This window comes from Algibacillus agarilyticus, assembly GCF_003286125.1.
GTDB classification, from domain to species: Bacteria; Pseudomonadota; Gammaproteobacteria; order Enterobacterales; family Alteromonadaceae; genus Algibacillus; species Algibacillus agarilyticus.
Map to the genome: position 1 here is coordinate 84,631 of NZ_QMED01000019.1, position 23,461 is coordinate 108,091.

The window sequence follows — 23,461 nt, forward strand, 5'->3', positions numbered from 1 at the left end:
GTTTAAAGGCGCTTGAATGAAAGAATAGTGGTGCTCTTTTGAGTTCGAGCAACACAGAGTAAGCGCATTTAAAACTCGCCTGAAAGGAATGCCCCATAAAAGATCAATGAAGGTAACGCTGAATAACCTCTATTATTTTTTTGTTATCAATAGGCTTAGTTAAATAATCGTTCATTTGGGCGTTTAAGCACATTTCACGATCGCCTTCCATTGCATTGGCGGTCATTGCGATAACCGGAATTGAACCTTTTTCAGGCAAACGTCGAATCTCTTGGGTGGCCGTTAAGCCATCCATCACGGGCATTTGCACATCCATCAATACCACATCAAAATGGTCAGCTGCCACAAAATCAACACCTTCTTGGCCATTGTGCGCAATAGAAACCACCGCGCCGCGCATTTCAAGCATCACTTGAGCGATTTGTTGATTTATTTCATTATCTTCAACCAGTAATATTTTTACCCCTTTAAGCGGTAAATCATCAGTGACTTTCGCGCGCACACTCGTCGTTTTTTTATTTTGTAAATGATGTAATTTTTGTACCAAGTTATCAGCAATAAATGGCTTATCAATCATAATATTAAAAACACTTTCTAATGTGTTTGTCGCATTAGGTGTATTAAGCATATCCGTTAATAATATACTTACCACTTGCTCAGGAATTTCAATTTTATGATTAAGATAAAGCTGGCTCAATTGATCAACCAAAACGGCATCTGCCAATTCAGACAGCGCAGTGAGCTCATTCTGACTAGAGACAATTTGCAAATTTAAATGGCAATACCGGCTCCAAATTCTAACCGCTTCAATCAAATTGCGATCATCTGACACTAGAGCAATCGATTTTTTAACAAACAAATTATCAACATCAATCACATCATCAGCCTGATCATATATACCCAGCATACAATCAAAACAAAAAGTAGCCCCTTCACCTTCGTCACTAATCACAAGAATTTCACCTTGCATTAACTCGACTAATTTGGCTGAAATAGCCAACCCTAACCCGGTACCGCCAAATTGTCTTGTCGTTGAAGAATCCGCTTGGGTAAAGGCATCAAATAACGCTGCTTGCTGTTTTTTAGTTATGCCTATCCCTGTATCGCGCACTTTAAAAAATAAACTTATATGGTTATCAACAATTTGCTTAACTCTAATCGTTAAAGTAATTGAACCTTGGCTAGTAAATTTAACCGCATTGCCAATTAGATTCATCAAAACTTGCTTTAAACGTAGCGGGTCGCCCAGCATATAATTAGGTATTGAAGGGTCGATAACATAAGCAAGCTGCAAACCTTTTTCTTCGGTTTTTAGTTTAATTGTTGGCGTTAATTCGTTAAGTAAGTGAGTTAAACTAAATTGGGTTTGCTCTATTTCAAGCTTGCCGGCTTCAATTTTTGAGAAGTCTAAAATATCATTAATAATGCCGAGTAATGAATTAGCGGACTGGTTCGCTTTAACAATATAATCATGGTGTTTAGCGGTATCAGTATCTTCAATCGCCAATTGCGTTAACCCTATAATGCCATTCATCGGGGTTCTAATTTCATGGCTCATATTGGCTAAAAATTCACTTTTAGCCTTGCTTGCGGCTTCTGCCACTTCAGTTAACGCTTGCGATTTAGTAATTTGTTTTTCTAATTCAAAATTAAGGATTTGCGCTTGCTCATTGGCAAATTCAGCATCTGCCGCCGCACTTTCGGCATGTGCACGAGCTTTTTCAACCTCAGCAATACGCTGTTTAATAATGGCTTCAAGTTCTAGGTTTTCCATTAACCATTTATTATGCGATAAGCGCACATTTTTAACCAAATAATAGCCAAGTAAAATAGAAAGCAAAGAGGTGAATAAAACAATAATCACCACGATATTACGTTGGAATATAATATCATGCAGCTCATGTTTATAGTGCTCTGTAATTTGAATTAACACATGAGTCGACAAGGTTAAAACATTCAACGTGATTTGCTCGGTTAAGTCAGCCATGTACGCGATATCGGTCGACTTTATCGACATGCCGCTATCTGAACTCAAAATATCAAAAAAACGTAATTTTTCGAGTTTGTTAATCGACTGGCTTAATTCACCATGGTGAAGGTTGAAAAGTTGATTTAACGCTTTTATTCTTTTTTGACTCACAATGCGAGTAAAAAGCGGATTTAACGCGGCTTTATCAAATAACTCTTGTTTAACGGCTGAAAACTGCGATAACAACTGCTTTAAACTCGCGATATCGTCGGTGCCCACATCCAGTGTATTTTGAGATAAACGAGAAAATTGCATTGATATTTCATTCAACAAATAAAGTGTTTTTCGAAATTCACTTAATAACAGCGTAAAGGCCTTTCGGTGCTCACCTGAAAGCACAGTTGCAGACAAATCTCCAGCTTGCGCAGCCATTTTTATCTGCAGCGAAAATAATTTAGCTTCAAATTCAAAATCATTGCGCTGCTTAAGTTTATTTTCTTTTAACCCCATTAACTGATTTAGCTTTTCGATTTCAGCATAATCATTAGGGGGATTAAGCATATTTTTTAATTTAAACCAATTATCACTCACAACCGAGCGCACATCATCTCTATATTCACGGTATAAAATAGAAAACAGCCTAACCTGCTGTTGCTCCAACACATAAACTTGCTCTAGCGTGGCGAGCGATTGCTGATATTGCTCTACCCTTTTTGCGGCATCGGTTACTTGAAAATAAGTTAACATGATCAGCGGGAGCGCTAAAATACTCGCTACCCACATTAAGCGCCGACCCGTTTTAGTGCGGTTTTTTTTAAGTTGCTTTTCTAATACTTGCTTTTCTAATACTTGCTTATCTTCATTCATAAATAGAAACAACATTTAATACATCAGGATGCCACTTCAAGCCTAATGTTTTTGATTGCGAAATATTAAGCACGATACCCGGTAATCCTTCGTCATTATGTAATACGATAGCAAAGCCGTTTGCTATCTGATTGGGTTCATCACCAATAAGCAAAACATTATGCTTTTGACAGTAAGCACGTACTGCTGCTAATTGGTTTTTATTCGTATAACTAAAATAAATCACATCCGGCTTAACATTGGGTAAGGTATCGCCAGAATCTAACGTATAAATAGGCCTTGTGCTTGCGGTAATATCTATACCCATTTTAAGTGAATTGATTACCGCTTCGTTTGACATAACATAAATTGCCACTTGCGGTTTGTTGGCTAAACGCGCTTCGAGGGATAATAGTTTTAACATGATGGGGCTAATTAAGTTTTCGGGCAGTGGAGTCGCCAACCCTAAAAAAGTAATCAGGCATAAGGTGAGTCCGCACACTAATTTACGGATGACATTATTCAAAACGTCACCTTATTCAACATAGTGAAAGAACGCCCCTTGTATAGCCACAACAAGCTCAATAAAAAGCTTGAATCAAGACTAAAGTCAACACCAGCACTGGCACACTCAGTCATCAAGGGGAATCGCTTGTTTAACCAATTTTTGATTTTAATCCTTTTATCATAAAGTATTGAAGCGAATGTCAGCATCTTTCTGCTGATAACCGACAACAATATAGGTTAAGATCTAAGCCCGCCGTAACAATAAATTGCTTGATAAAATCGAATAAAGCATGACCAAAGAACCTAATTAAAATTGATAACTTAATTCAATACCAACACGTCGCGCTTCTGCTTTTAAATCTTGCAATGTACCAAAATTTGCACTCATATCAAAAACGATTTGGCTATACTCCTCATCGGTTAAGTTTTTGATCCACAACGCAACCTCTAGGTTTTGTAACTCGTAACTCACCCGTGAATTAAACAAGGTTACCGCATCTTGTTTAGCATAAGGGTTTTGGTTTTGATCAAAATAAAATTTCGATTGGTAATCAAATTCAAGTTGCGCTGTTAACGTGCCTTGTGCAATAGCGAGTTGATAATTAACCAAACCATTCGCATTCCACTCAGACGTAAAAGGCAGGCGATTATCATGCGCGGTATTACCGGTAACATCAATGTATTCTTTTAAATTTGCTTCGGGTAAATAACCTAAGCCAAATTGCCACAGCCAATTTTGTGTCGGCGTATATACAACGTCGATTTCAGCGCCATAAATTGTCGATTCACCCACATTATCCAGAACTTGCGCCGGAGCGCTTAAACCCCGAGTCGACTGTTGATTCATAAACACTTGTTGATCATTATAGTCATAATGAAAAGCGGCGGCGTTAACCTGCACGTTTTGATTAACTTGTATATGGCTACCCATTTCCAATGCCGTTAACGTCTCAGGGCCATATTCAGCTAAACGAGCTTCATCATAACTAAACGCTAATGCGCCATTGTAACCACCCGATTTGAACCCGCGGTTTACACTGTAATAAACAGAGGCATCCGGTGATAATTTTTGCACTAAGGCTATTTTTCCAGAAAACTCATCACTCGCTTGTTTGCCCGATAAATCCCAGCCATCAACCACGGTGCCGGTAAAATCATTTAATTCTGTGGGTATATTAATCATCGACGTTGCGCGATATTGCGTTTCTTCACTAGTAAACCGTAAGCCGGTGGTTAACGTAAACGTTGAATTGAGTGCATAATCAACTTGGCTAAACGCAGCAATAGATTGAATATCAATTTGATTATCATAAAAGAAATGCGCGGGACCCGTGGTTGTGATCGATCTAAAATCGCGGAATAGATCAATTTGATTATTCTGTTTGATGGCTTCATCAATAAAAAATAAACCACCAATAAAATAATGCGCACCAAACTCATGATTCACTCTTAATTCTTGCGTGAATACCTTGTCATCAACACCTAAATCACCATCGCATAACTGACTCGGGCTGGCATCACAATTAAAGGTATGCAACCGGTCGAGCTGATTAAAACTGGTAATCGACGTGATAGCCGTGTCATCAGATAAACGATACGTTAATTCAGCGCTGCCACCTTGGCGCTCAGTAGTATGCGGGCTATGGTTATCAATTTTCACATCATGAAAATCAGCCGAACCGTCATTAAAGCCAAAGTTATCACTGCAAGCTAACGATCCCGCTTGCTCAGGCGAGCACCACTCGCCACCGCCATCAATCGCCACCACACCTTTGCTATGCACGGGTTTAACAATGCCATCCCAATCTGCTGCATGCAGCTTAAACAATGCATCAAACTTATCGCTTGTGTGAGCAACCAGTAATTTAAAATTATTTTGCCGCATCCCTGCTTGTGGCACACCCGCTTCTAGGTTGTTAGATGAATAATCATAATCTTGATGACTTATGCCCACCCGAGCAGCCGTATTATCACTCAATGGCACATTGGCCACCGCTTCAAGCTTTTGATGGTTTTGATTGGCTAAACCTAACGTTACATAACCACCCAACTCATGATCAGGTCGTTTTGATTGTAATAACACAGCCCCTCCCGTGGTATTACGACCAAATAAAGTGCCTTGAGGGCCTTTTAGCACCTCAACTCGTTCCATATCAAATAAATACAACAACGAGTTACTTAATGTGCCTCCGACTACATTATCAATATAAAAAGCCACAGGTGCCGTCGTTGTATTATTGTAATCTAAACTGCCTACACCCCGAATATTAACGACCGGTGGCGCACCTTCGCCGGTGTTGGCCGTTATCTTAACATTAGGAATTTGGGCTGATAATTGAGTCGAATCTTTTAAGGTGAGTTGTTTAATGAGTTCTTCATCTAATACCGAAACCGATACCGAGACGTCATTTAAGTTTTGCTTGCGCTTTTGCGCGTATACCGTAATTTTTTCAAGTTCATTTATTAACGGAAGCTCGGCATCTTCTGCAAAAGAGAATGAAGAATTAAAGGCGGTTAAAATACCAACGAGAACTAAATTGAGAGAAGTGAAAGTAGGTTTCATATTAAGGCTTTTATTTTATGTCTTCCATAGATTTATCATCAGTGCCAATCCATACCACGTAGAATGTGAGTTTTATCGTTTTTATACTCAAGTCACTTAAGTATATATTCAGCTAGCGCCTAAAAAACAATCTGTTAAGCGCGTTAAGTTAACAACTCTTGAATGCAGTAATAATAGCGTATGTTAAGCGTTAATGAAAAAACAATGCATTAAAATGTTATAAAAAACCGATAGCTCGAGTAACGACGAAAATAATAAAATGGCGATGCAGTATTAAGTTACAGCATGCTAGGTATCCGGTTCTATTTTTAGTTTAAACCTAAACCATGAATCACCAGAAAAAACCGCCACAGCCAAACTCGGCTTAAAAAAAGCGATGAGATAAACGTGCAATTATGCTCACGTTACCCCAGATAAACAGCACAGGGATTTTTACTATATAAAGAGGGAGCCTGCAACCACCCCACCCAACGGCTACTGCGCACATGACTTGTTCAACACTTGGATGATGTGTCGGCTGCGCGACACCTATCCTTATTTGTTAGCTTTCAAGTTCACATGCTACATTCTTTAAATAGCCTTGCTTTGTATATAATTGCAAGCCTAAGTCAGTATTAATAAGTAGATCACCGTTTGCCAACTTCGATACTCTCCTAGGGCTGGATAGCAAACCAAATACCTTTTTAATTTGATAGTTAGCAGGTGAGTTCAATTTTAACAAGTACAAACCACTTTCAAAAAGAGTAGTTCCTACGATCAAGTAACCATTTGAGACCTGATAAATGTCATGTACTTTTAAATCAAGTATGAACTCTATATTACCATCTTGGTCGATAAGTAATAACTCTCCACCCCACTCACCACGATTATCACCAGTTAAAATACCTAAATTGGTATCAATTTGGACGGAAGGAACTATGGAGGTAGTAATTAGCTCTGCTTTATCTTCATTATTATGGATCTGAATCTTATCGTAAGCAGCTGGAACATTGTTTTTAAACGCCAATTCTTTTGAATATTTCAGGTTGAAACTATATGGCATGATTCGAAAAGGAAAGCTACTTCGTTTTTGACGGGCATTCTCGATAGTTAATTTTTTTTCGTTATGTGCCTCTCGAAATTCCAATGTTCAAACACGACCTTATTTGATTCGTTTGCAAGAGCTGCACAATTAACCACTTCAGTATTGGCAAACAACTGAAAAGCAGTGAAATAAATAAAAATAAAGTAAATTAATTTATGCATAGTTCATTGAAATCTAACGCCAGAATAAGGGGTTTATAATATTTGGCTACAATGTGAAGCGGAGCGAAACCGAGCCAAACTTTAGCAGTCCCGTCTTGATGCGCTTATAGTTGCTAATTTAACTGACAACGTTTCAGCGCGTGGCTTACTTTAATTGACATAAAAGCAGAAGTAAAACGCAAAACAGCCACACACCTACACGCCAGACCTGAATTTGAGCCTTTACGCCAAAACAAAAATTTTAAATGCAAAAGCTGAAAGGCGAAAACCGATGAAGCGAGCAGATAATTACTTGTGAAACGAAACCAATATTCATGCGGGACAGTCATCGATACATTCATTAGCCTTCCCTATCAGCCAAGGAGGTCGGCACACTCAAGGGATGATTTCGCAGCCCAATACTTAGCCTATGATTTCTTCTGCCAACGCTTAATCCTGTACCTCGCGATACAACGCCCATGACTCGAAGTTTTGGCGACTTGCTAGGTCTTACCAAATAGAGGGCTTTCACCTCCAACCTTTTACCGATTTAGCTCGGCGCACTGCATTTCCTTTAAATAGCGCTACGCCCCCCCGCAGCACTCGCTTAGCTTAGCTAATTTAAAATTTACCAACCTAAACAAGCAAAAATGCAAAATATCAGCCATGCTGCAAATGCCCACGCCTAAAAAACTCAATTGATCATTTAAACGTAATTTACGCGTATTTAAAGCCATAAAAGTGAATAAATAACGCGATCAACTCACTCATTTATCAAACACAATGTAGCCAAAACCGGTTAAATTTATCTTTTCTTAGATAGCCTATCCCCGATGATATTTAATAACTGATTAAAATTTGCTTCTTCCATCTCAATAAATCCTGATAAAAACTATGCTGTAGGATGCCCAGTATCTGGCTCTACTTTAAGTTTTAAACCTAACCCATGAATCACTTTAGTGAAGCTTGTTAACTTAGGGTTGCCAGTAGATGAAAGCATTTTATACATGCTTTCACGGCCTAAGTGAGAACGAGCAGCTAAACCGCTAATACCGTCTTCTTGTGCTTCAGCAATGTTTCTTAATACCATTAAAATGACAGAAGCATCACCGTCTTCAAACGCTTCACTTAAATATTCTGCCGCTACTTCTGGATCTCGTAGCAACTCATTGTGAGTTTGTCTTACATTACGCGTCATTTTTCTTTCTCCGCTTATGATTCTTCCAACATTCTTTTGCTTTCTTAATGTCTTTAGACTGTGTAGATTTATCACCACCACATAAAAGCAAAAACACCTGTTGACCTTCTTTACCGTAATACACCCGATAACCCGGCCCATAATGAAGCCTAAGTTCGCTTAGCCCTTCACCTATCGGTTCAACATCACCAAATAAGCCAAGTTCCATTTTGTCGACTTGCATCATGATCTTAGCTTTTGCTTTAGCGTCTTTTAGGTTTTTCAACCAATCAGCATAAAGGCTCTTGCCCGAATCATCGATGTATTCGTTTATTGTATTTTTCATATCTCGCATAAACCAATTGTATCCCAGAAGATACAGAAAGCAAATTTAAATATGTCTAACAATAGAAAACGCTCTCGGTAAACCAAAGGCGTTGTGGGTGGTATTTTTATTTAAAAATGAACAATAACTAAATGAGAATAATTCGTAAATGTCACCGCCCCCTTTTATTCTGCTTTTATTTTCGGTGGATGATGAGATGGAACCCCCGATAAAACGGAACACAAACCTTGCAGGAAGCCTGTCCTCGATAGTTAACTGCCCCCGATAGTTGTGACTGATGAGCCTGACTGGTTACACCAATTTTCTTTTGGCTTTTCTTCTTGCTTTTCTTCTTGCTTTTCTTGGATCTGATTTTTGCGTCTCTCTTTCTGCACGTTCCCTTAACATTCTTTCTTTTGGCGTTTCTGGAATTTCTGCAGGTTCTGGTTCAGGCTCTTTAAATACGGGCTCTGCTCGTTTTTGTGCTTCAGTTAATGATCTGCTGGTTTTAGTAATTTGCCACCAATGCGCTAAATAATCAGCCAATTCTTGAGTTTCTAATTCATGATATAACTGGTCAATGAACTCTTGGCGAGCCTGCACTCTGTCAGGGCGGTTGTGAATCTCTCTTGTTACATCATGTTCAATCTCTGGTGGGTTAGCACAGAATTCATTGTAATGACAAATATTGTATAGGTATTCAATAACCCTTATTTTTTTGTGTTTATTATGTGTATAAAAAGATTCATCTATTTGATGGAACTGACGTACATACTGTGGAATTAAAAAGCAACACACCCTATTAATATTAATCGTTTTGTTAATCCAATCACGGCCACTGTTAGTTCGCCACTTTTTTTCTTTTTGTTGCAAAAACGATTGGTAACTTTCTTCCCCACACTCTGTTTTGATGATTTCACCTAAATGATTAACAAAAAAGTCAACTAGCTTTTGCTCAGCGCCCATAAAGTAGCCATCAGTCAAATCAGCGGGATAATCAGTGTAATTATGGCTTCCGACATCAATTAAAAATCCAAATGAACTTTGTACTGTGCCTTCCATTCCATCCCAACCATGCACGTTAAACATGCTGCGCAGAATGGCAACCCAATTATCTAAACTGTGATTGGGGTGCAACCATAACCTAAGTACCACTGGCATCCAATCTAAGTCATACTCAGGCTCGTAATCCTCTTGCTCTTTTTGATGTAAATAAAAATCTTTATACTCTTGGAGTGCTTTAGATTTTTCGTGTAAGTTAAAATTAAAAGCAATTCTTGGCATTATTTCCTTATCCCATAGTAGGTTACGCTCGCCTATGTTTTGTGGGTTGCGCTCTTGCCTAATCACCTAATATTTCCTCACTAATAATCTACGTTATATCTTCCATTAACCCATGTTTTGATAAATCTTTTAATACGCTTTTATTAGAGCACCATGCAGGACAGGCACAAATAAACCTTTATAAAACCAAAGGCATGGCAAGACCACCGCATTGAGATGCGGGGGGACACTATCACTATCGAGGACATGCATTGATAATAAATATGCATGTCCTTTAAATAGGCACTCCAAATATTGTTTAACACTGAGGCATAACACCCCGCTAAGGGGAAATTTATTGTTGGCTAAAATGTTGAACGGAGTGAAAACAGCCAACTGTAAATTTTCCCTCTTGAGCGCCTTGTTTAACTAAGCAGCTGCGCGGCAGAATAATGGCTTAAGCTTACCATTTTGGCGTGGGTTATCAATACTTCTAGTACAGGCATTTATTTTGAATGCCTGATACATGAAAACCTTGCAAAACCTTGCAGGACAGGCACAAATAAACCTCTGATTTTATTTGTTATTTTATTTGTTCTTTCATTTGATATTACATAAGTGCATCGATGAATTGCTAATAAATATCTCATTAAGAAAGATAATATTTAAGCTTGCTGAAGATAAAAACTAAAACACGTGCCTTGTCCTGGCTCACTACTCACTGCAATGTCTGAATTTAATAAATTAACTAGCTTTTTCGTGATCGCTAAACCTAAACCTGCATTGTGATCTTTTTTGCCTTGCGTGTTAGAAGCGCGATAACGCGCATCAAATATATATGCAATGTCTTGCTCGCTGATCCCAATGCCAGTATCCACAATATCAATCTTTAACTGTGATTGCCCCTGCCCTGTTACTTCCGTTACCTGAATACTAATTTGACCATGCTCGGGCGTATGTCGAATTGCATTATCAATAATGTTAGTTAGTATGCGCTCTAATTTGGCAATATCCGTGTAAACCTGAAAATTAAATTGTGCAGGTTGCACCGATATTTGAATATTTTTAGCTTGTGCCGTTAACGCAAATTTGGCTACAACATCATGCAATAATTCACCTAACGGCAAGGCTTCAAAAGCCACTTTTACTTGCCCACCTTCAAGATAAGCTAATTCAAATATTTGATCGATTAGCTTACGTAGTGCTTGCGCATTTTTTAGTGAGATATCAATAAAACGCTGACGTTCATTTTCATTTAATGCCTCTCCTTGCAACGAAATGGTTTCAATATAACCTTGTAACGAGGCTAACGGCGTTCGTAAATCGTGTGACAAATCGGCCAATAACTCTCGGCGATGACTATCCAAGTTTTGCAGCTGATTGACTTGATTTTGAATGCGCTCTGCCATTTGTTTATAAACAGACGTTAAATGACCTATTTCACTTTTATCATGCACGGTGAGTTGACCTAATCTATAAGCCAAATTGTTATCATTGCTCGGGTCAAAAGTAGAAACAGCATGGGTTAATTGTTGTAACGGTTTAATAAAATAGTTTAACCAAATCAATGCCAATACTAATAAAATACCAAAACTGATCAGTGCGATCCCAATACCAGATTTAAAAGCATAACTTGATTCGAGCTGGCTAAAAATATTGTCATGAATTTCACCGCCAATAATCACGTACAAATAGCCTTGCAACGTTTGACGAGCTTGATCGTCTAAATAAATCGGCGCGACAGAGAATATTTTTTGTCTGGTTTCATGCCTAGGGTCATCACCTAATATCGGTAATTCATTCGCCGACTGATGCAATGCTAACAATGGCTCAAGGTTAATGCGATCGCGTTTTACTTTACCCGGCTCAGCCGAGTAAGTGAGTATTTGGCCTTGTGGGTTTATAAAATAAAATTCAAAGTTAGGCCCTAGCACCATCAAAGTATGAAATAAGTTTTCTAATGCCGCTTTATCGTAGACACCTTGGTGTAATAGCGGGTTGTCGTGCACTAAATGCTCAGCTAAGCCCAAATGCAATTTTTGCTCACCTTCTGCTTTGACGGCTTGCGACACATGCTGGTTCCATACAAAAAAAATAGACCCCATGAAAATGAATACAGTAATGACAAATAACGCTAACTTTTGAAAAATAGACAATTTCATACAACACCTTTGCTGGTTTTTTTATTCGGCTTAAGACTCTCAGCTTAAGTTATTCGACTTAAGTTATTCAAAAGCTTGTATACAAATACGGTATTCGAAACACTTTTCGATTATTTGGAAACTCATTTTTAAAAGAACAAAAATAGATACAAACTTAAACACTCGCAGGGTCAAATTTATAGCCGACTCCCCAAACGGTTTGAATAATTTTAGGTTCTGAAACGTTGCTTTCAATTTTGCTGCGCAAGCGGTTTATATGAGAATTCACCGTATGCTCATAACCAGAATGTTGATAACCCCAAACCGAATCTAATAACTGAGCACGACTAAACACTTGCTCTGGGTGTGTCGCTAAAAACAACAATAAATCGAACTCAGTGGTGGTTAAATCAAGCTTTGTATTATTCAGTTCAACATCATGTTTTTGAGCATTGATACGTAAAGCACCAATATTAATCGCTTTATTGTTAAGGGTATCGATTATACCTTCATTATTAGCAGGCGCTTGTTGAGATAAGCCCGTGTTGGAGGCCTTTTGCAAGTCAGCAAAAACGTGTACACGCCTTAAGTGACTACGAACTCTTGCCTGCAGTTCACGTACGCTAAAAGGTTTTGTCATGTAATCATCAGCCCCTAACTCAAGGCCAACCACTTGATCAGTTTCAGAATTGCGCGACGTTAACATCATAATAGCTTGATGCGGTTTTTTATCTTTAACCTGTCGACAAACATCTAAACCACTTAACCCTGGTAACATGATATCAAGTAAAATCAGCTCAAAATCATGGTTTAATGCTAAATCTAAAGCCTGTTGTCCATTATTAGCATGTGCGGTTTCAATCGCTAATTCAGCTAAATTCACTTTGATTAAATCAGCAATATCTTGCTCATCTTCTACAATTAATACCCTATCCATTCACATTGTTGCCTCAAAAAAACCAAGCCCAATTTTATTGAGCTTGGTTCGTTTGCATGCAACAAGCAGAATATTATTGCATACGCACGATGGTAAATTTAACCGATGGGTTATCAAAACGATGCGCTTGTGTTAACACAGAGCTAGCTAAACCATCATCTTGAGATACCACGCCAGGGTGCATTGCCACAAAGTTAACATCATCACGAGTTGCATCAAATCCAGCGCCCCCCGCAGCGGGTCCAGGTATTGAATTCGCGAGTTCGTTATTAGCTTCTGTGCCTGCATCATAAACATGGCCCATCATCGTCATCGACTCGCCAACCATTAAGTCAGCAAGTGCTATTGCATTAAGACCGACAAAAGCATCATTTGTATTCACCAACATGCTAGATACCGTTAACAACGCATTGGCATTGTTTTTTATACTCACCTCAACAACCCCATCAACACCCGGCATAACCACACCTGAACCACTGGCAGAATAAGGATACCCAGCTAATAACTGACTATTATCACCAGACTCAGCTTGTTGCTCTAGTGCTGCAGAAGCAGGCTGGCCAATCTGCCATAACATGCCATCTTCATGCAAAATAGCAGCAATGGGCGATAAAGGTTGCGCATGGGTTAAATTTGATACGGTGACTTGATAGCGATAATCCATATCCATCATTTCAGGCGTATTATTATCATCGTCATCACTACAACCGGCAATTAAAGCAACGGATGCAAGTGCAATAATCGACGCTGTTCTTTTAAAATTAAACATCGCGACTCTCCTATTACTTAACGGTAACGGTTAATTTTGCTACCGGGTTTAACCAACGTTGCACGGTGTTGCTCACATCACTTTTGCCCGCCATCATGTCATCATCACCTAAGTTACCGCGATGTATATGCACCATCATGTTTTCTTCAGCCGATGTAACTCCCGTACCATTTTTACCGATTAAATTTTCTAATGGTGGCGGCACTGGCATACCCGCAGTACCCGGCGCGCCGCCCCCTCGGATTTCGTCATTAGCTTCGGTGCCGGCATCATAGGCATTGATATAAACAGTGTAAGTGCCCGCTTCGGTTGGGATCGTCCAGTTGTCTAAGCCAATAAAACCATCATTCGTGGGTAACATCATGGCCGCAAGCGATAATGAAACATTTCCACTATCCGTCATCAACATACCGGATGCCATTTGACCCGGAGCGAGTAACCCACCAGCCGGGTTTGATAATGAATTAGCACTCATTGCCGTAGCGACGCTTTGTAAACCGGAAATGTCGCCACCTTCAGCCATCGCTTGCAATTCAGTTGAGGCCGTTTGTCCAACTTGGAATAGATGCGCATCTGCACTGTGAGCCGAAGCAATAATAGGCGTAAAGTAGATGCCTTGAGTCAGATTAGTAATTGAGATATCAAGGTCTGCAGCTTGAACGTTTAAGCTAAGTGCGGCGATTAAGCTAGAGAATAGGATTTTCTTTTTCATTTTTAATTCCTGTTAAGAGTTTGAATAAACAACAGGAATAAGATTAATGGTTAATTATCCCGAAAGCGTCACGTAAACATAACGGAATAATCACAATTAAAATCTGATTGTGTCACAAGTTAAAAATGACTTATAACACCTTGTGATAAATGGTTAAACTTTATGCCAGCCGCCCTCAATTATGGCACCGCAACAACCCGCTTCAAATGGCGTGACGAGTAAGTTACCGGGTAAAAATTTCACGTTATGAATATCGGGTTGTTTTAATAGCCCCAACTCGCACATCGCATGGCGTAACACTTTATCATGACTAACAAAAATTTTAATGGTCGCTTGTTCTGCGGTTTCCGCCAATGCCGTTAAGCGCTGATGCACATGTTTAATTAAGCGTTTACCGGCATCCATAGGTGATTCAGCGCCTTGTACAGGCAAGCGATAACAACCATTTATTCGCCAATCATCAGGCAAAGCAGGAAAGCGCGGATCATGGCGAACGACATCTTCAATGTCATCAAAACTCAAATTAGCCAATGCGCCTAAACTCGCATTCGATAACGCATCAAATGCATCGGTTTTATATTCATGACCATGATTTAAACTCAGTATTTCAGCGATCGCGTCGGCGGTTTGCCAAGCGGCTAATGTTTGTGAGCTATCGATATAATGTGCGATCCGACAATTTAATTGCTCAGATAATGAATCAACTTTTTTGACTAATTGCTTCGCGCTTCTAACCCCGTTATGAGTCAAAGAAAACGGTTGCTGTCCTTCCGGTGCATTAGGTAATAAATCAGATTCAGTATGACAAATAAATAAAGCATAAATCGCAGCCATAATACCCTCAGGTCCAATAAAAAATAAAATTAAAGTAGCTTGTTAATGACCCCAATAAATCACCAAATAGGGGCACATAATAGATTTTAGTTCATAGGCGTTAAATGTATATACAAGCGATAAGAAAAAGCGATTAATACCAATTCATATAAATAAGTGATCTCTCAGAATGCATCCAGCGGTTTTTGAACAAGGCGTCGGTGTACAGGAATGGTTGTTCCCTTTCAAATACCGATAACGCAGGTCAAAAGCCGCTGGGGCATTCCTTTCAGGCGAGTTTTAAATGCGCTTACTCTGTGTTGCTCGAACTCAAAAGAACACCACTATTCTTTTATTTAAGCGCATTTAAACGCTCGCTGAGTCGGCACTTATTATTACGGATTGGTATAACCTAATTGATAACGATGAATGGTTAATACCCAAGTGACTTGGGTATAAATTGCAAGCAAAAAAAATCCCTAAGGTCATTAGAGATTTTTTAATTGCTAAAACAACTGGCAGGCTTAAATATCGTATGCGATATTTGATTGCATCCAACGTTCAGTTTCTTCAACCGTCATGCCGGTTCTTTCGGCATAGCTTTCGATTTGATCTTTTTCAACTTTACCCACTGCAAAATATTTTGCTTCGGGGTGAGCGAAATACCAACCACTCACCGCAGAGCCAGGCCACATTGCACAGCTTTCGGTTAACTGCATATCAATGTTTTCTTCAACATTAAGCAGCTGCCATAAACGTTTTTTCTCGGTATGCTCTGGACAAGCAGCATAACCCGGTGCAGGGCGAATACCTTGATAGCTTTCACGAATTAACTCTTCGTTACTCAATGTTTCATCAGATGCAAATCCCCAAATTTCTTTACGGACTTTTTCATGTAAATACTCAGCGCAAGCTTCAGCAAAACGATCGGCGATAGCCTTAACCATAATGCTATTATAATCATCATGATCAGCTAAGTATTCATCTGCCCACTCGTCTGCACCAAAAATACCAACAGCAAACGCACCTTTATAATCAGCAATGCCACTATCTTCAGACGCAATATAATCTGCTAAGCAACGGTTAGCTTGATTACCACGTTTTTCAGACTGTGAACGTAAATGATGTAAACGCATTAAAACGTCTTCACGAGTGTCATCTTTATACAGCACCACATCATCTTCAACGGATGCAGCCGCAAATAAACCAATGGTTCCTTTAGCTTGCAAGCGGTTTTCATTAATGGCAGCATCAATAAGATCGTTAGCGTCTTTAAATAATTTTTGCGCTTCTTCACCCACTAATTCATGTTGCAAAATAGCCGGGTATTTACCACTTAATTGCCATGTCATGAAAAATGGCGTCCAATCAATATACGGACGAATATCAGCAAGCGAAATACTATCAAACACTTGCACACCTAATTGATTTGGTTTTTTCGGTGTATATTCACTAAAGTCAGCAACATATTTATTGGCTCTGGCATCAGCCAACTTAACGATATTTGAGCGAGGACCTTTACGGCTATGTTGCTCACGTACTTTTACGTATTCTTTTTCAGTACGGGCGACAAAATCGTCACGTTGATCGTCTGATAATAATGCGGTGGCAACCGATACAGAACGAGAAGCGTTAGGTACATAGATAACAGGATGATCATAATTTTGTTCAATTTTAACGGCGGTATGCGCTTTAGACGTTGTCGCGCCACCAATTAATAGCGGAATAGTAAAGCCTCGACGCTTCATTTCTTTAGCGACATTCACCATTTCATCTAACGACGGTGTAATCAAGCCCGACAAACCGATTATATCGACGTTTTCTTCTATTGCCGTTTTTAAGATTTTATCGGCTGAAACCATGACACCCAAATCAACAATTTCATAATTGTTACATTGTAAAACGACACCCACGATATTTTTACCAATATCATGTACATCCCCTTTTACCGTCGCCATTAAGATTTTACCGTTTGAACGGGCTTCTGATTTTTCAGCTTCGATGTAAGGTTCTAAATAAGCAACGGCTTTTTTCATGACTCGGGCTGATTTAACCACTTGCGGCAAAAACATTTTACCTTCGCCAAACAAATCGCCGACCACATTCATGCCATCCATTAATGGACCTTCAATCACGTGTAACGGTCTTTCTACGCCTTGGCGTGCTTCTTCAGTATCTTCATCAATAAATTCAGTGATACCTTTAACCAAAGCATGTTCTAAACGTTTAGTTACAGACCAAGTTCGCCATTCAAGTGTTTCTTTTTCAGCGACGGCACCATCACCTCGGTATTTTTCAGCCAGTTCAAGCATACGTTCGGTTGCATTATCATTTCGATTTAATACAACATCTTCAACCGCTTCTTTTAATTCAGCTGGAATATCTTCGTAAATAGCGAGTTGCCCAGCATTTACGATCCCCATGGTTAAGCCATTGCGTATCGCGTAATACAAGAAAACCGCATGTATTGCTTCACGCACTGGGTTATTACCACGGAATGAGAACGATACGTTTGAGATCCCGCCTGATATCATGGCATATGGCAGGTTGTCGGTAATATCTTTACACGCTTCGATAAAATCAACACCGTAATTATTGTGCTCATCAATCCCTGTCGCTACCGCAAAAACATTGGGATCGAATATGATATCTTCAGCTGGAAAACCCACTTTATTGACGAGTATTTCGTAAGAACGCTTACAAATTTCATATTTTCTTTCACGCGTATCAGCCTGACCTTTTTCATCAAACGCCATAACGATAACCGCTGCACCATATCGACGTAGCAACTTAGCTTGCTCAATGAATTTTTCTTCACCTTCTTTCATCGATATTGAATTAACAATACCTTTACCTTGGATGCACTTTAAGCCCGCTTCTAAGATTTCCCATTTAGAGGAATCAATCATGATCGGCACACGCGCAATATCAGGCTCAGACGCGATCAATTTTAAGAAACGAACCATTGCCGCTTCTGAATCCAGCATGCCTTCATCCATATTGATATCGATGATTTGCGCACCATTTTCAACTTGGTCTTTAGCAACCTCAAGTGCAGTATCAAAGTCACCTTCGATAATTAAGCGTTTAAATTTGGCTGAGCCGGTAATATTAGTTCGTTCACCCACGTTAACAAACAGGCTCGAACTATCGATTGTTAAAGGCTCTAATCCAGATAATCGACAAGCTTTAGGGCGTGGCTTTATTTCGCGTGGTTTAATGTTAGCAACCGCTTTGCTTATTTCACTTATATGTTCTGGGCTTGTTCCGCAACAGCCGCCCACAATATTAAAGAAACCCGATTCTGCCCATTCTTTAATATGCACCGCCATATCAGCGCCGTTTAAATCATATTCACCAAACGCATTAGGCAAACCCGCATTAGGGTGTACAGAAACCGCAAAATCAGACACGCGTGATAATTCATCTACGTATTGTCTTAATTCGGCAGGCCCTAATGCACAGTTCAAACCAATTGATAAGGGTTTAACATGGCGCAATGAATTATAAAAAGCTTCTGTGGTTTGCCCTGAAAGTGTACGACCAGAGGCATCAGTGATCGTGCCTGAGATCATAACGGGTAACTCAATACCCATACGCTCAAAGGTAACATCAACCGCAAAGGCGGCTGCTTTCGCATTTAGCGTATCAAAGATGGTTTCGATTAAGATTAAATCAACACCGCCTTCAATAAGCGCAGTCGTTGATTCAATATAAGCCTCAACTAAACCATCAAAAGTCACATTACGGAAGCCCGGATCATTCACATCCGGCGAAATAGAGGCGGTTTTACTTGTTGGCCCTAAAACCCCCGCCACAAAGCGCGGTTTATGTGGTTCTTTGGCCGTAAACTCATCAGCCACTTCACGTGCTAAACGCGCAGAAACTAAATTGATTTTGCGACTTTCGTTTTCCATTTCATAATCGGCCATGGAAATGGTTGTCGCGTTAAACGTATTTGTTTCAACAATATCTGCACCCGCAGCATAATATTCAGCATGAATAGCGCGGATAATCTCTGGCTGTGTTATCGCTAATAAATCATTATTACCTTTAACATCGAGATGCCAATCTTTATATTGTTCACCACGATAATCAGCTTCTTCAAGTTTATATGACTGGATCATAGTACCCATGCCGCCATCTAAAACGAGAATACGCTCTGCTAACAATTTTTCTATTTGTGCGCGTGCTGGATGTTGTTTCATTCAAACTAACCTTATTACAATTGCGAGATACAAGCTAAAACCGCCTATATCCACTTAAATTTGTTGCTTAAATACTGCGAATCTAAAAAGACAAAAGGCGATTATTTAATCGCCTAAAAATATCAAAATTTAAATTGCCGTATGCTAATGCGGCGTATTATACCCTAACCTTTGGATTAAGGCTTTATGCTGCGGAAATTCCGCTAATAATTCTTGCTGGTTTGGCATACTAAAATCGGCAAAATCAAAACCAGGCGAAACAGTACAACCCACAAGAGCAAATTGCTCAGCGCTAGCTTCGAGATCAAACAACTGCGCAGCAAAATAGTAACCCGCAGGTACAACCGCTTGAAATACTTCACCTTGTGCGAGATTTTGCCCTAGCTTAATAACGGAATATTGGCCTTGTGGTGAAATCATATGAACCGCAAGCGTAGAACCAGCATAAAAATGCCAAGCTTCATCTTGATTAATTTTATGAAAACACGAGCGTTGACCCGCCTTTAATAAAAAATAAATTGAAGTCGCATAATGTCTATCACCTGAAAAACAGGCAGGCAAAGCGGATTGCACAATAACACCCTCAGCTCGATACACTTCTTTATAAAAGCCCCCTTCAGGATGAGGCTCAAGTGCTAATGTTTGAATTAAAGAGTCTGCATTCAATTTTATTTACCTGCTATAAATCCTAGTTAAGCTCTGCTATTAAGCAAAAAATACAGCCTATTTAGACAATTCGGCTAAATCATAGGGCGTCGCCTGATAAACATAATGATTCAGCCAATTGCACATTAATAAGTTACCGTGACCTCGCCATGTATTACGCGGGGCATTAGCCGGATCATTATTTGGATAGTAATTTTCAGGCAGCATCGGCGATAAATTAGCCGCCACATCACGTTTATATTCTTGATCTAACGTATCGGCATCGTATTCAGGATGTCCGGTGACAAAAACTAAGCGTCGATCTTTACTCGCCAACAAGTATGCGCCCCCTTTTGGGGTTGTGGCTAGCACATTGACTTCATCATGTGCTTGAAGATGACTCAAGGGCACTTCAGCATACCGAGAATGAATAGCACAAAACTCATCACTAAAGCCTTGTGTGAGCGGGTCTAGATCATTCGATGTGGTATGCGTAAAAACACCTGAAATTTTAGATTCGCGAATATCACGCGCTAAACCAAAATAGTGATATAAACTGGCATGTGCAGCCCAACATAAATATAACGTTGATTGCACATGTTTGCGTGCCCAATCCATCACTTCTTGCATTTTAGGCCAGTAGGTCACGTCTTCGTATTTAATAAGCCCGAGTGGTGCACCGGTAACAATTAAGCCATCATAATTTTTATGTTGCTTGATATCATCAAACGAACGATAAAAAGCATCCATATGGGCTTCAGGGGTATTTTTAGGGACCCGATCATCTATACGAATCAAATCGACATTAACTTGCAACGGGCTGTTCGATAACAACCGTAATAATTGCACTTCAGTTTCGATTTTATTTGGCATTAAATTTAAAATCCCAATTTCCATCGGGCGTATATCTTGCCCTTGCGCTCGGCTTTCGGCCATTGCAAAAATATTCTCTTCTAAAAGAACTTTTAACGCGGGTAATTGATCAGGGATTTTGATGGGCATAAATAGTCGCTCCGTAATGAACCAATCAAGATAATTGTTAAATTGTTACCCTGTAAGCAGTGAATGTCAAATCATTTACGTCTAGACGTCTAAACGTCTATAATCTTCTCGCTCAGGTTTTATGGTTCATTGTCAGCGCTTACTCGCCCCAATCACATAATAGAGCATATGCTCATGGCGTCTCGAAGCTTGACGGCTTCCCCTAAAACCCGATCGCTTTGACTATAATTATTACTGCACGCTATTTGGCTTTATTTAAGAGACCATTATCCAAATTTATAAACAAAAAAAAGCACCTTACTTTATATAAGGTGCTTTTCTAATCGCTCATTTAGAGAAAATCATTACATCATAATCGACTTATTCTGCCGGAGGAGTCGATGGACTTAGCTTAAGCTTAGTAAAAGTCACTTGCGTGTAATCGCCATTTGCTTTATCCGTTTCCCAATCGCCAGTACCTGGGCAAGCGGTATACCAACCACCTTTGGCATCTTTAGTACTACATTGATTGTATGCACCCGCTTTAAAATAATTCCAATCAGCCATATAGCCACGAGGATGATCTAATTCATCAACCTTGCCATAAGCATCCACGTTATTCGCTAAATTAATTGAATATTTAACGGTTGGCTTACCTTCTGCCGTAAACTCTAAGTGCATGGTGTTTTCGTGAACATTAATAACATAACTAAATTCTTCACCTAACGCGATACCTTCATCGCCTGGGTTATCTGGGTTTTCCCATGTATTACCCCATACTGGATAAGCGATATCGGTACGATTTGGATCCGTTTTAGGTAGGTTGCGTTCATAATTCCAAAAAACTGAACCTTTGTCATGATTTGGCCATTTTTTGTAATAAACTTTAATCGGCTCATTACCCCAACCAAAACCTAAATTTTTGGCGATTAGCGCTTTGTCTTTACCAGCATGAATTTGGCCGACAACAACCGAATAAGCCGGCGGCTTGTCTGGATGACCAGCCCGTAAAGCAACATGATCAACTTTTAAAGACGCTTCCATTTTCCCACCGACTGAACCAAAGTGCTGTGAAAGAGGGTGGGCTTTTAAAGCAAAGTTATTACCGGGTGATTTCGTTTTAAGCTTAGTGTTTGAACCTCGGATCATTTGACGTAATTCACTACGTGTATTGGATGAGCCAACACTCGTTGTGGCTTTATTGGGTGAAGCAAAAACCATATGACCATTTTCATCTATATAAAAATAATCAGGGTGTGAATAAGTTTGAATAGCTTTAACGTCAATTTCGTCAACTTTGCCATTATTATCAAGATCAAGCGGTACGGTTATTTTCCAGTTACTGAGATCAAATTTATCTGCAGGAATAACACTAGCAGAGTTGCTTACTTTATCTGCACTGCTTGTATTGCCACCATTGCTAGAACAAGCAACCATAAGTGAAGCGGAGATCGGTAATGCAATACCAAGCATCGCTATTTGCTTAATCACGTTTTTCTTCATCATAATTTAATTACACCATTAGAAAGTTAAACTTATTTTATTTTGGTATGACCAATAACGTAAAACAAGTCAATTTAGCTGTACCTATAACCCGAAACCAAGTTAATAACGCACACCACAAAAACATACCAATAAAACAAAGATAGCATACCAATTATAAAAAACAATCATACCAATTAACATTTTTTAAACGAATGTTGTCATTTAATCATAGTCGGTCTTTCTGCCGTTGCGATAATTGTTTTATATAAAGAAAAACTAAATACAAGGTTAGGCTATGTTATTAAAATGGATAACTTTAGGGGGGAGGTTTAAATAAGAACAGCTAATAAATACAGCAGCCCCAGATAGACTAGACTTGCGTCGGATGTTGGAATGTCGATGGCGTAATACAGAAAAGTAAAACCTGTAAAAAATAAGAGCAACCACTTTAACAATGATCTGAATACCATCATCGCTTGTTACTGATACATATCAGCCAAGATATAAAGTAAGATAAGAATACGTAACCGATGTCGCGTCTACAACGGCAAAAGCGGCATTAAACCGAGTGCAGATACCTAATAGCGTATGCTGCACCTTTGCACCTAAGTGACAGGTTTAACGATTAATACCAATCCGTAATAATAAGTGCCCACTCAGCGAGCGTTTAAATGCGCTTCATATGTAGGATCTTAAGAAAAAAAGAGGTGTCTTCGCGCTCAATTTGTGATCTTATTGGTTCACCAAAACTGATAAAAAGACAAACAAACGCGAAGACAATGAAACTTACAACTTTAACAGATAAAATCCAAGCCATTTTTGATCCTAAAACACTTTTTTCAATGGCTCGAAGCGTGAAATTGGTTGAACGCAGTCGCCAATTTAACCCTTACCAT

The 23,461-nt window shown here is 39.4% G+C and carries 16 protein-coding genes; all 16 read right to left on the minus strand.

The features are described from left to right. Positions 1-103: 103 nt before the first annotated feature. On the minus strand, positions 104-2,851 hold the full coding sequence (locus DPX34_RS14695) for a response regulator (RefSeq protein WP_111979205.1): 2,748 nt from the start codon (positions 2,849-2,851) through the stop codon (positions 104-106). Further along, complete coding sequence (locus tag DPX34_RS14700) at positions 2,829-3,341, minus strand: YfiR family protein (RefSeq protein WP_111979206.1); 513 nt, start codon at positions 3,339-3,341, stop codon at positions 2,829-2,831. The genes DPX34_RS14695 and DPX34_RS14700 overlap by 23 nt, the downstream gene beginning before the upstream one ends. A 288-nt stretch (positions 3,342-3,629) precedes the next feature. After that, positions 3,630-5,885 (minus strand): TonB-dependent receptor, encoded by a 2,256-nt coding sequence (locus tag DPX34_RS14705; protein WP_111979207.1) that lies wholly within the window; start codon positions 5,883-5,885, stop codon positions 3,630-3,632. 541 nt (positions 5,886-6,426) lie between these two features. Beyond that, entirely contained in the window at positions 6,427-7,011 is a 585-nt protein-coding gene (locus tag DPX34_RS14710; RefSeq protein ID WP_111979208.1) for a hypothetical protein, read from the minus strand. A 990-nt stretch (positions 7,012-8,001) separates the two neighbouring features. Continuing rightward, positions 8,002-8,307 carry an addiction module antidote protein gene (locus DPX34_RS14720; RefSeq protein ID WP_111979210.1) on the minus strand — a complete coding sequence of 102 codons (306 nt, stop codon included), beginning with the start codon at positions 8,305-8,307 and terminating at the stop codon, positions 8,002-8,004. Then, positions 8,297-8,632: a type II toxin-antitoxin system RelE/ParE family toxin gene (locus DPX34_RS14725; protein WP_111979225.1), complete on the minus strand. Its 336-nt coding sequence runs from the start codon at positions 8,630-8,632 to the stop codon at positions 8,297-8,299. Before DPX34_RS14725 ends, DPX34_RS14720 begins: the two co-directional genes overlap by 11 nt. A gap of 291 nt (positions 8,633-8,923) precedes the next feature. Then, positions 8,924-9,895, minus strand: coding sequence for a hypothetical protein (locus DPX34_RS14730; protein ID WP_111979211.1), 972 nt, complete (start codon positions 9,893-9,895; stop codon positions 8,924-8,926). 644 nt (positions 9,896-10,539) lie between these two features. Continuing rightward, positions 10,540-12,036 carry a sensor histidine kinase gene (locus DPX34_RS14735; protein ID WP_111979212.1) on the minus strand — a complete coding sequence of 499 codons (1,497 nt, stop codon included), beginning with the start codon at positions 12,034-12,036 and terminating at the stop codon, positions 10,540-10,542. A gap of 154 nt (positions 12,037-12,190) precedes the next feature. Then, positions 12,191-12,952, minus strand: a complete 762-nt coding sequence (locus DPX34_RS14740; RefSeq protein ID WP_111979213.1) for a response regulator transcription factor — start codon at positions 12,950-12,952, stop codon at positions 12,191-12,193. A gap of 73 nt (positions 12,953-13,025) precedes the next feature. Further along, positions 13,026-13,721, minus strand: a complete 696-nt coding sequence (locus tag DPX34_RS14745) for a spondin domain-containing protein (protein ID WP_111979214.1) — start codon at positions 13,719-13,721, stop codon at positions 13,026-13,028. Positions 13,722-13,734: 13 nt separating this feature from the next. Continuing rightward, the gene (locus tag DPX34_RS14750; protein WP_111979215.1) at positions 13,735-14,433 is read right to left on the minus strand and encodes a spondin domain-containing protein; all 699 of its coding nucleotides are present in this window, start codon (positions 14,431-14,433) and stop codon (positions 13,735-13,737) included. A 153-nt stretch (positions 14,434-14,586) separates the two neighbouring features. Further along, positions 14,587-15,267 (minus strand): histidine phosphatase family protein, encoded by a 681-nt coding sequence (locus DPX34_RS14755; protein ID WP_111979216.1) that lies wholly within the window; start codon positions 15,265-15,267, stop codon positions 14,587-14,589. Between the two features lie 503 nt (positions 15,268-15,770). Then, positions 15,771-19,454 (minus strand): methionine synthase, encoded by a 3,684-nt coding sequence (gene metH, locus DPX34_RS14765; protein ID WP_111979217.1) that lies wholly within the window; start codon positions 19,452-19,454, stop codon positions 15,771-15,773. A gap of 144 nt (positions 19,455-19,598) precedes the next feature. After that, complete coding sequence (locus tag DPX34_RS14770) at positions 19,599-20,120, minus strand: cupin domain-containing protein (protein ID WP_111979218.1); 522 nt, start codon at positions 20,118-20,120, stop codon at positions 19,599-19,601. Between the two features lie 57 nt (positions 20,121-20,177). Continuing rightward, entirely contained in the window at positions 20,178-21,101 is a 924-nt protein-coding gene (locus DPX34_RS14775; RefSeq protein ID WP_111979219.1) for a homoserine O-acetyltransferase/O-succinyltransferase family protein, read from the minus strand. A 360-nt stretch (positions 21,102-21,461) separates the two neighbouring features. Continuing rightward, complete coding sequence (locus DPX34_RS14780; protein ID WP_438938522.1) at positions 21,462-22,586, minus strand: polysaccharide lyase family 7 protein; 1,125 nt, start codon at positions 22,584-22,586, stop codon at positions 21,462-21,464. Positions 22,587-23,461 lie beyond the last annotated feature (875 nt).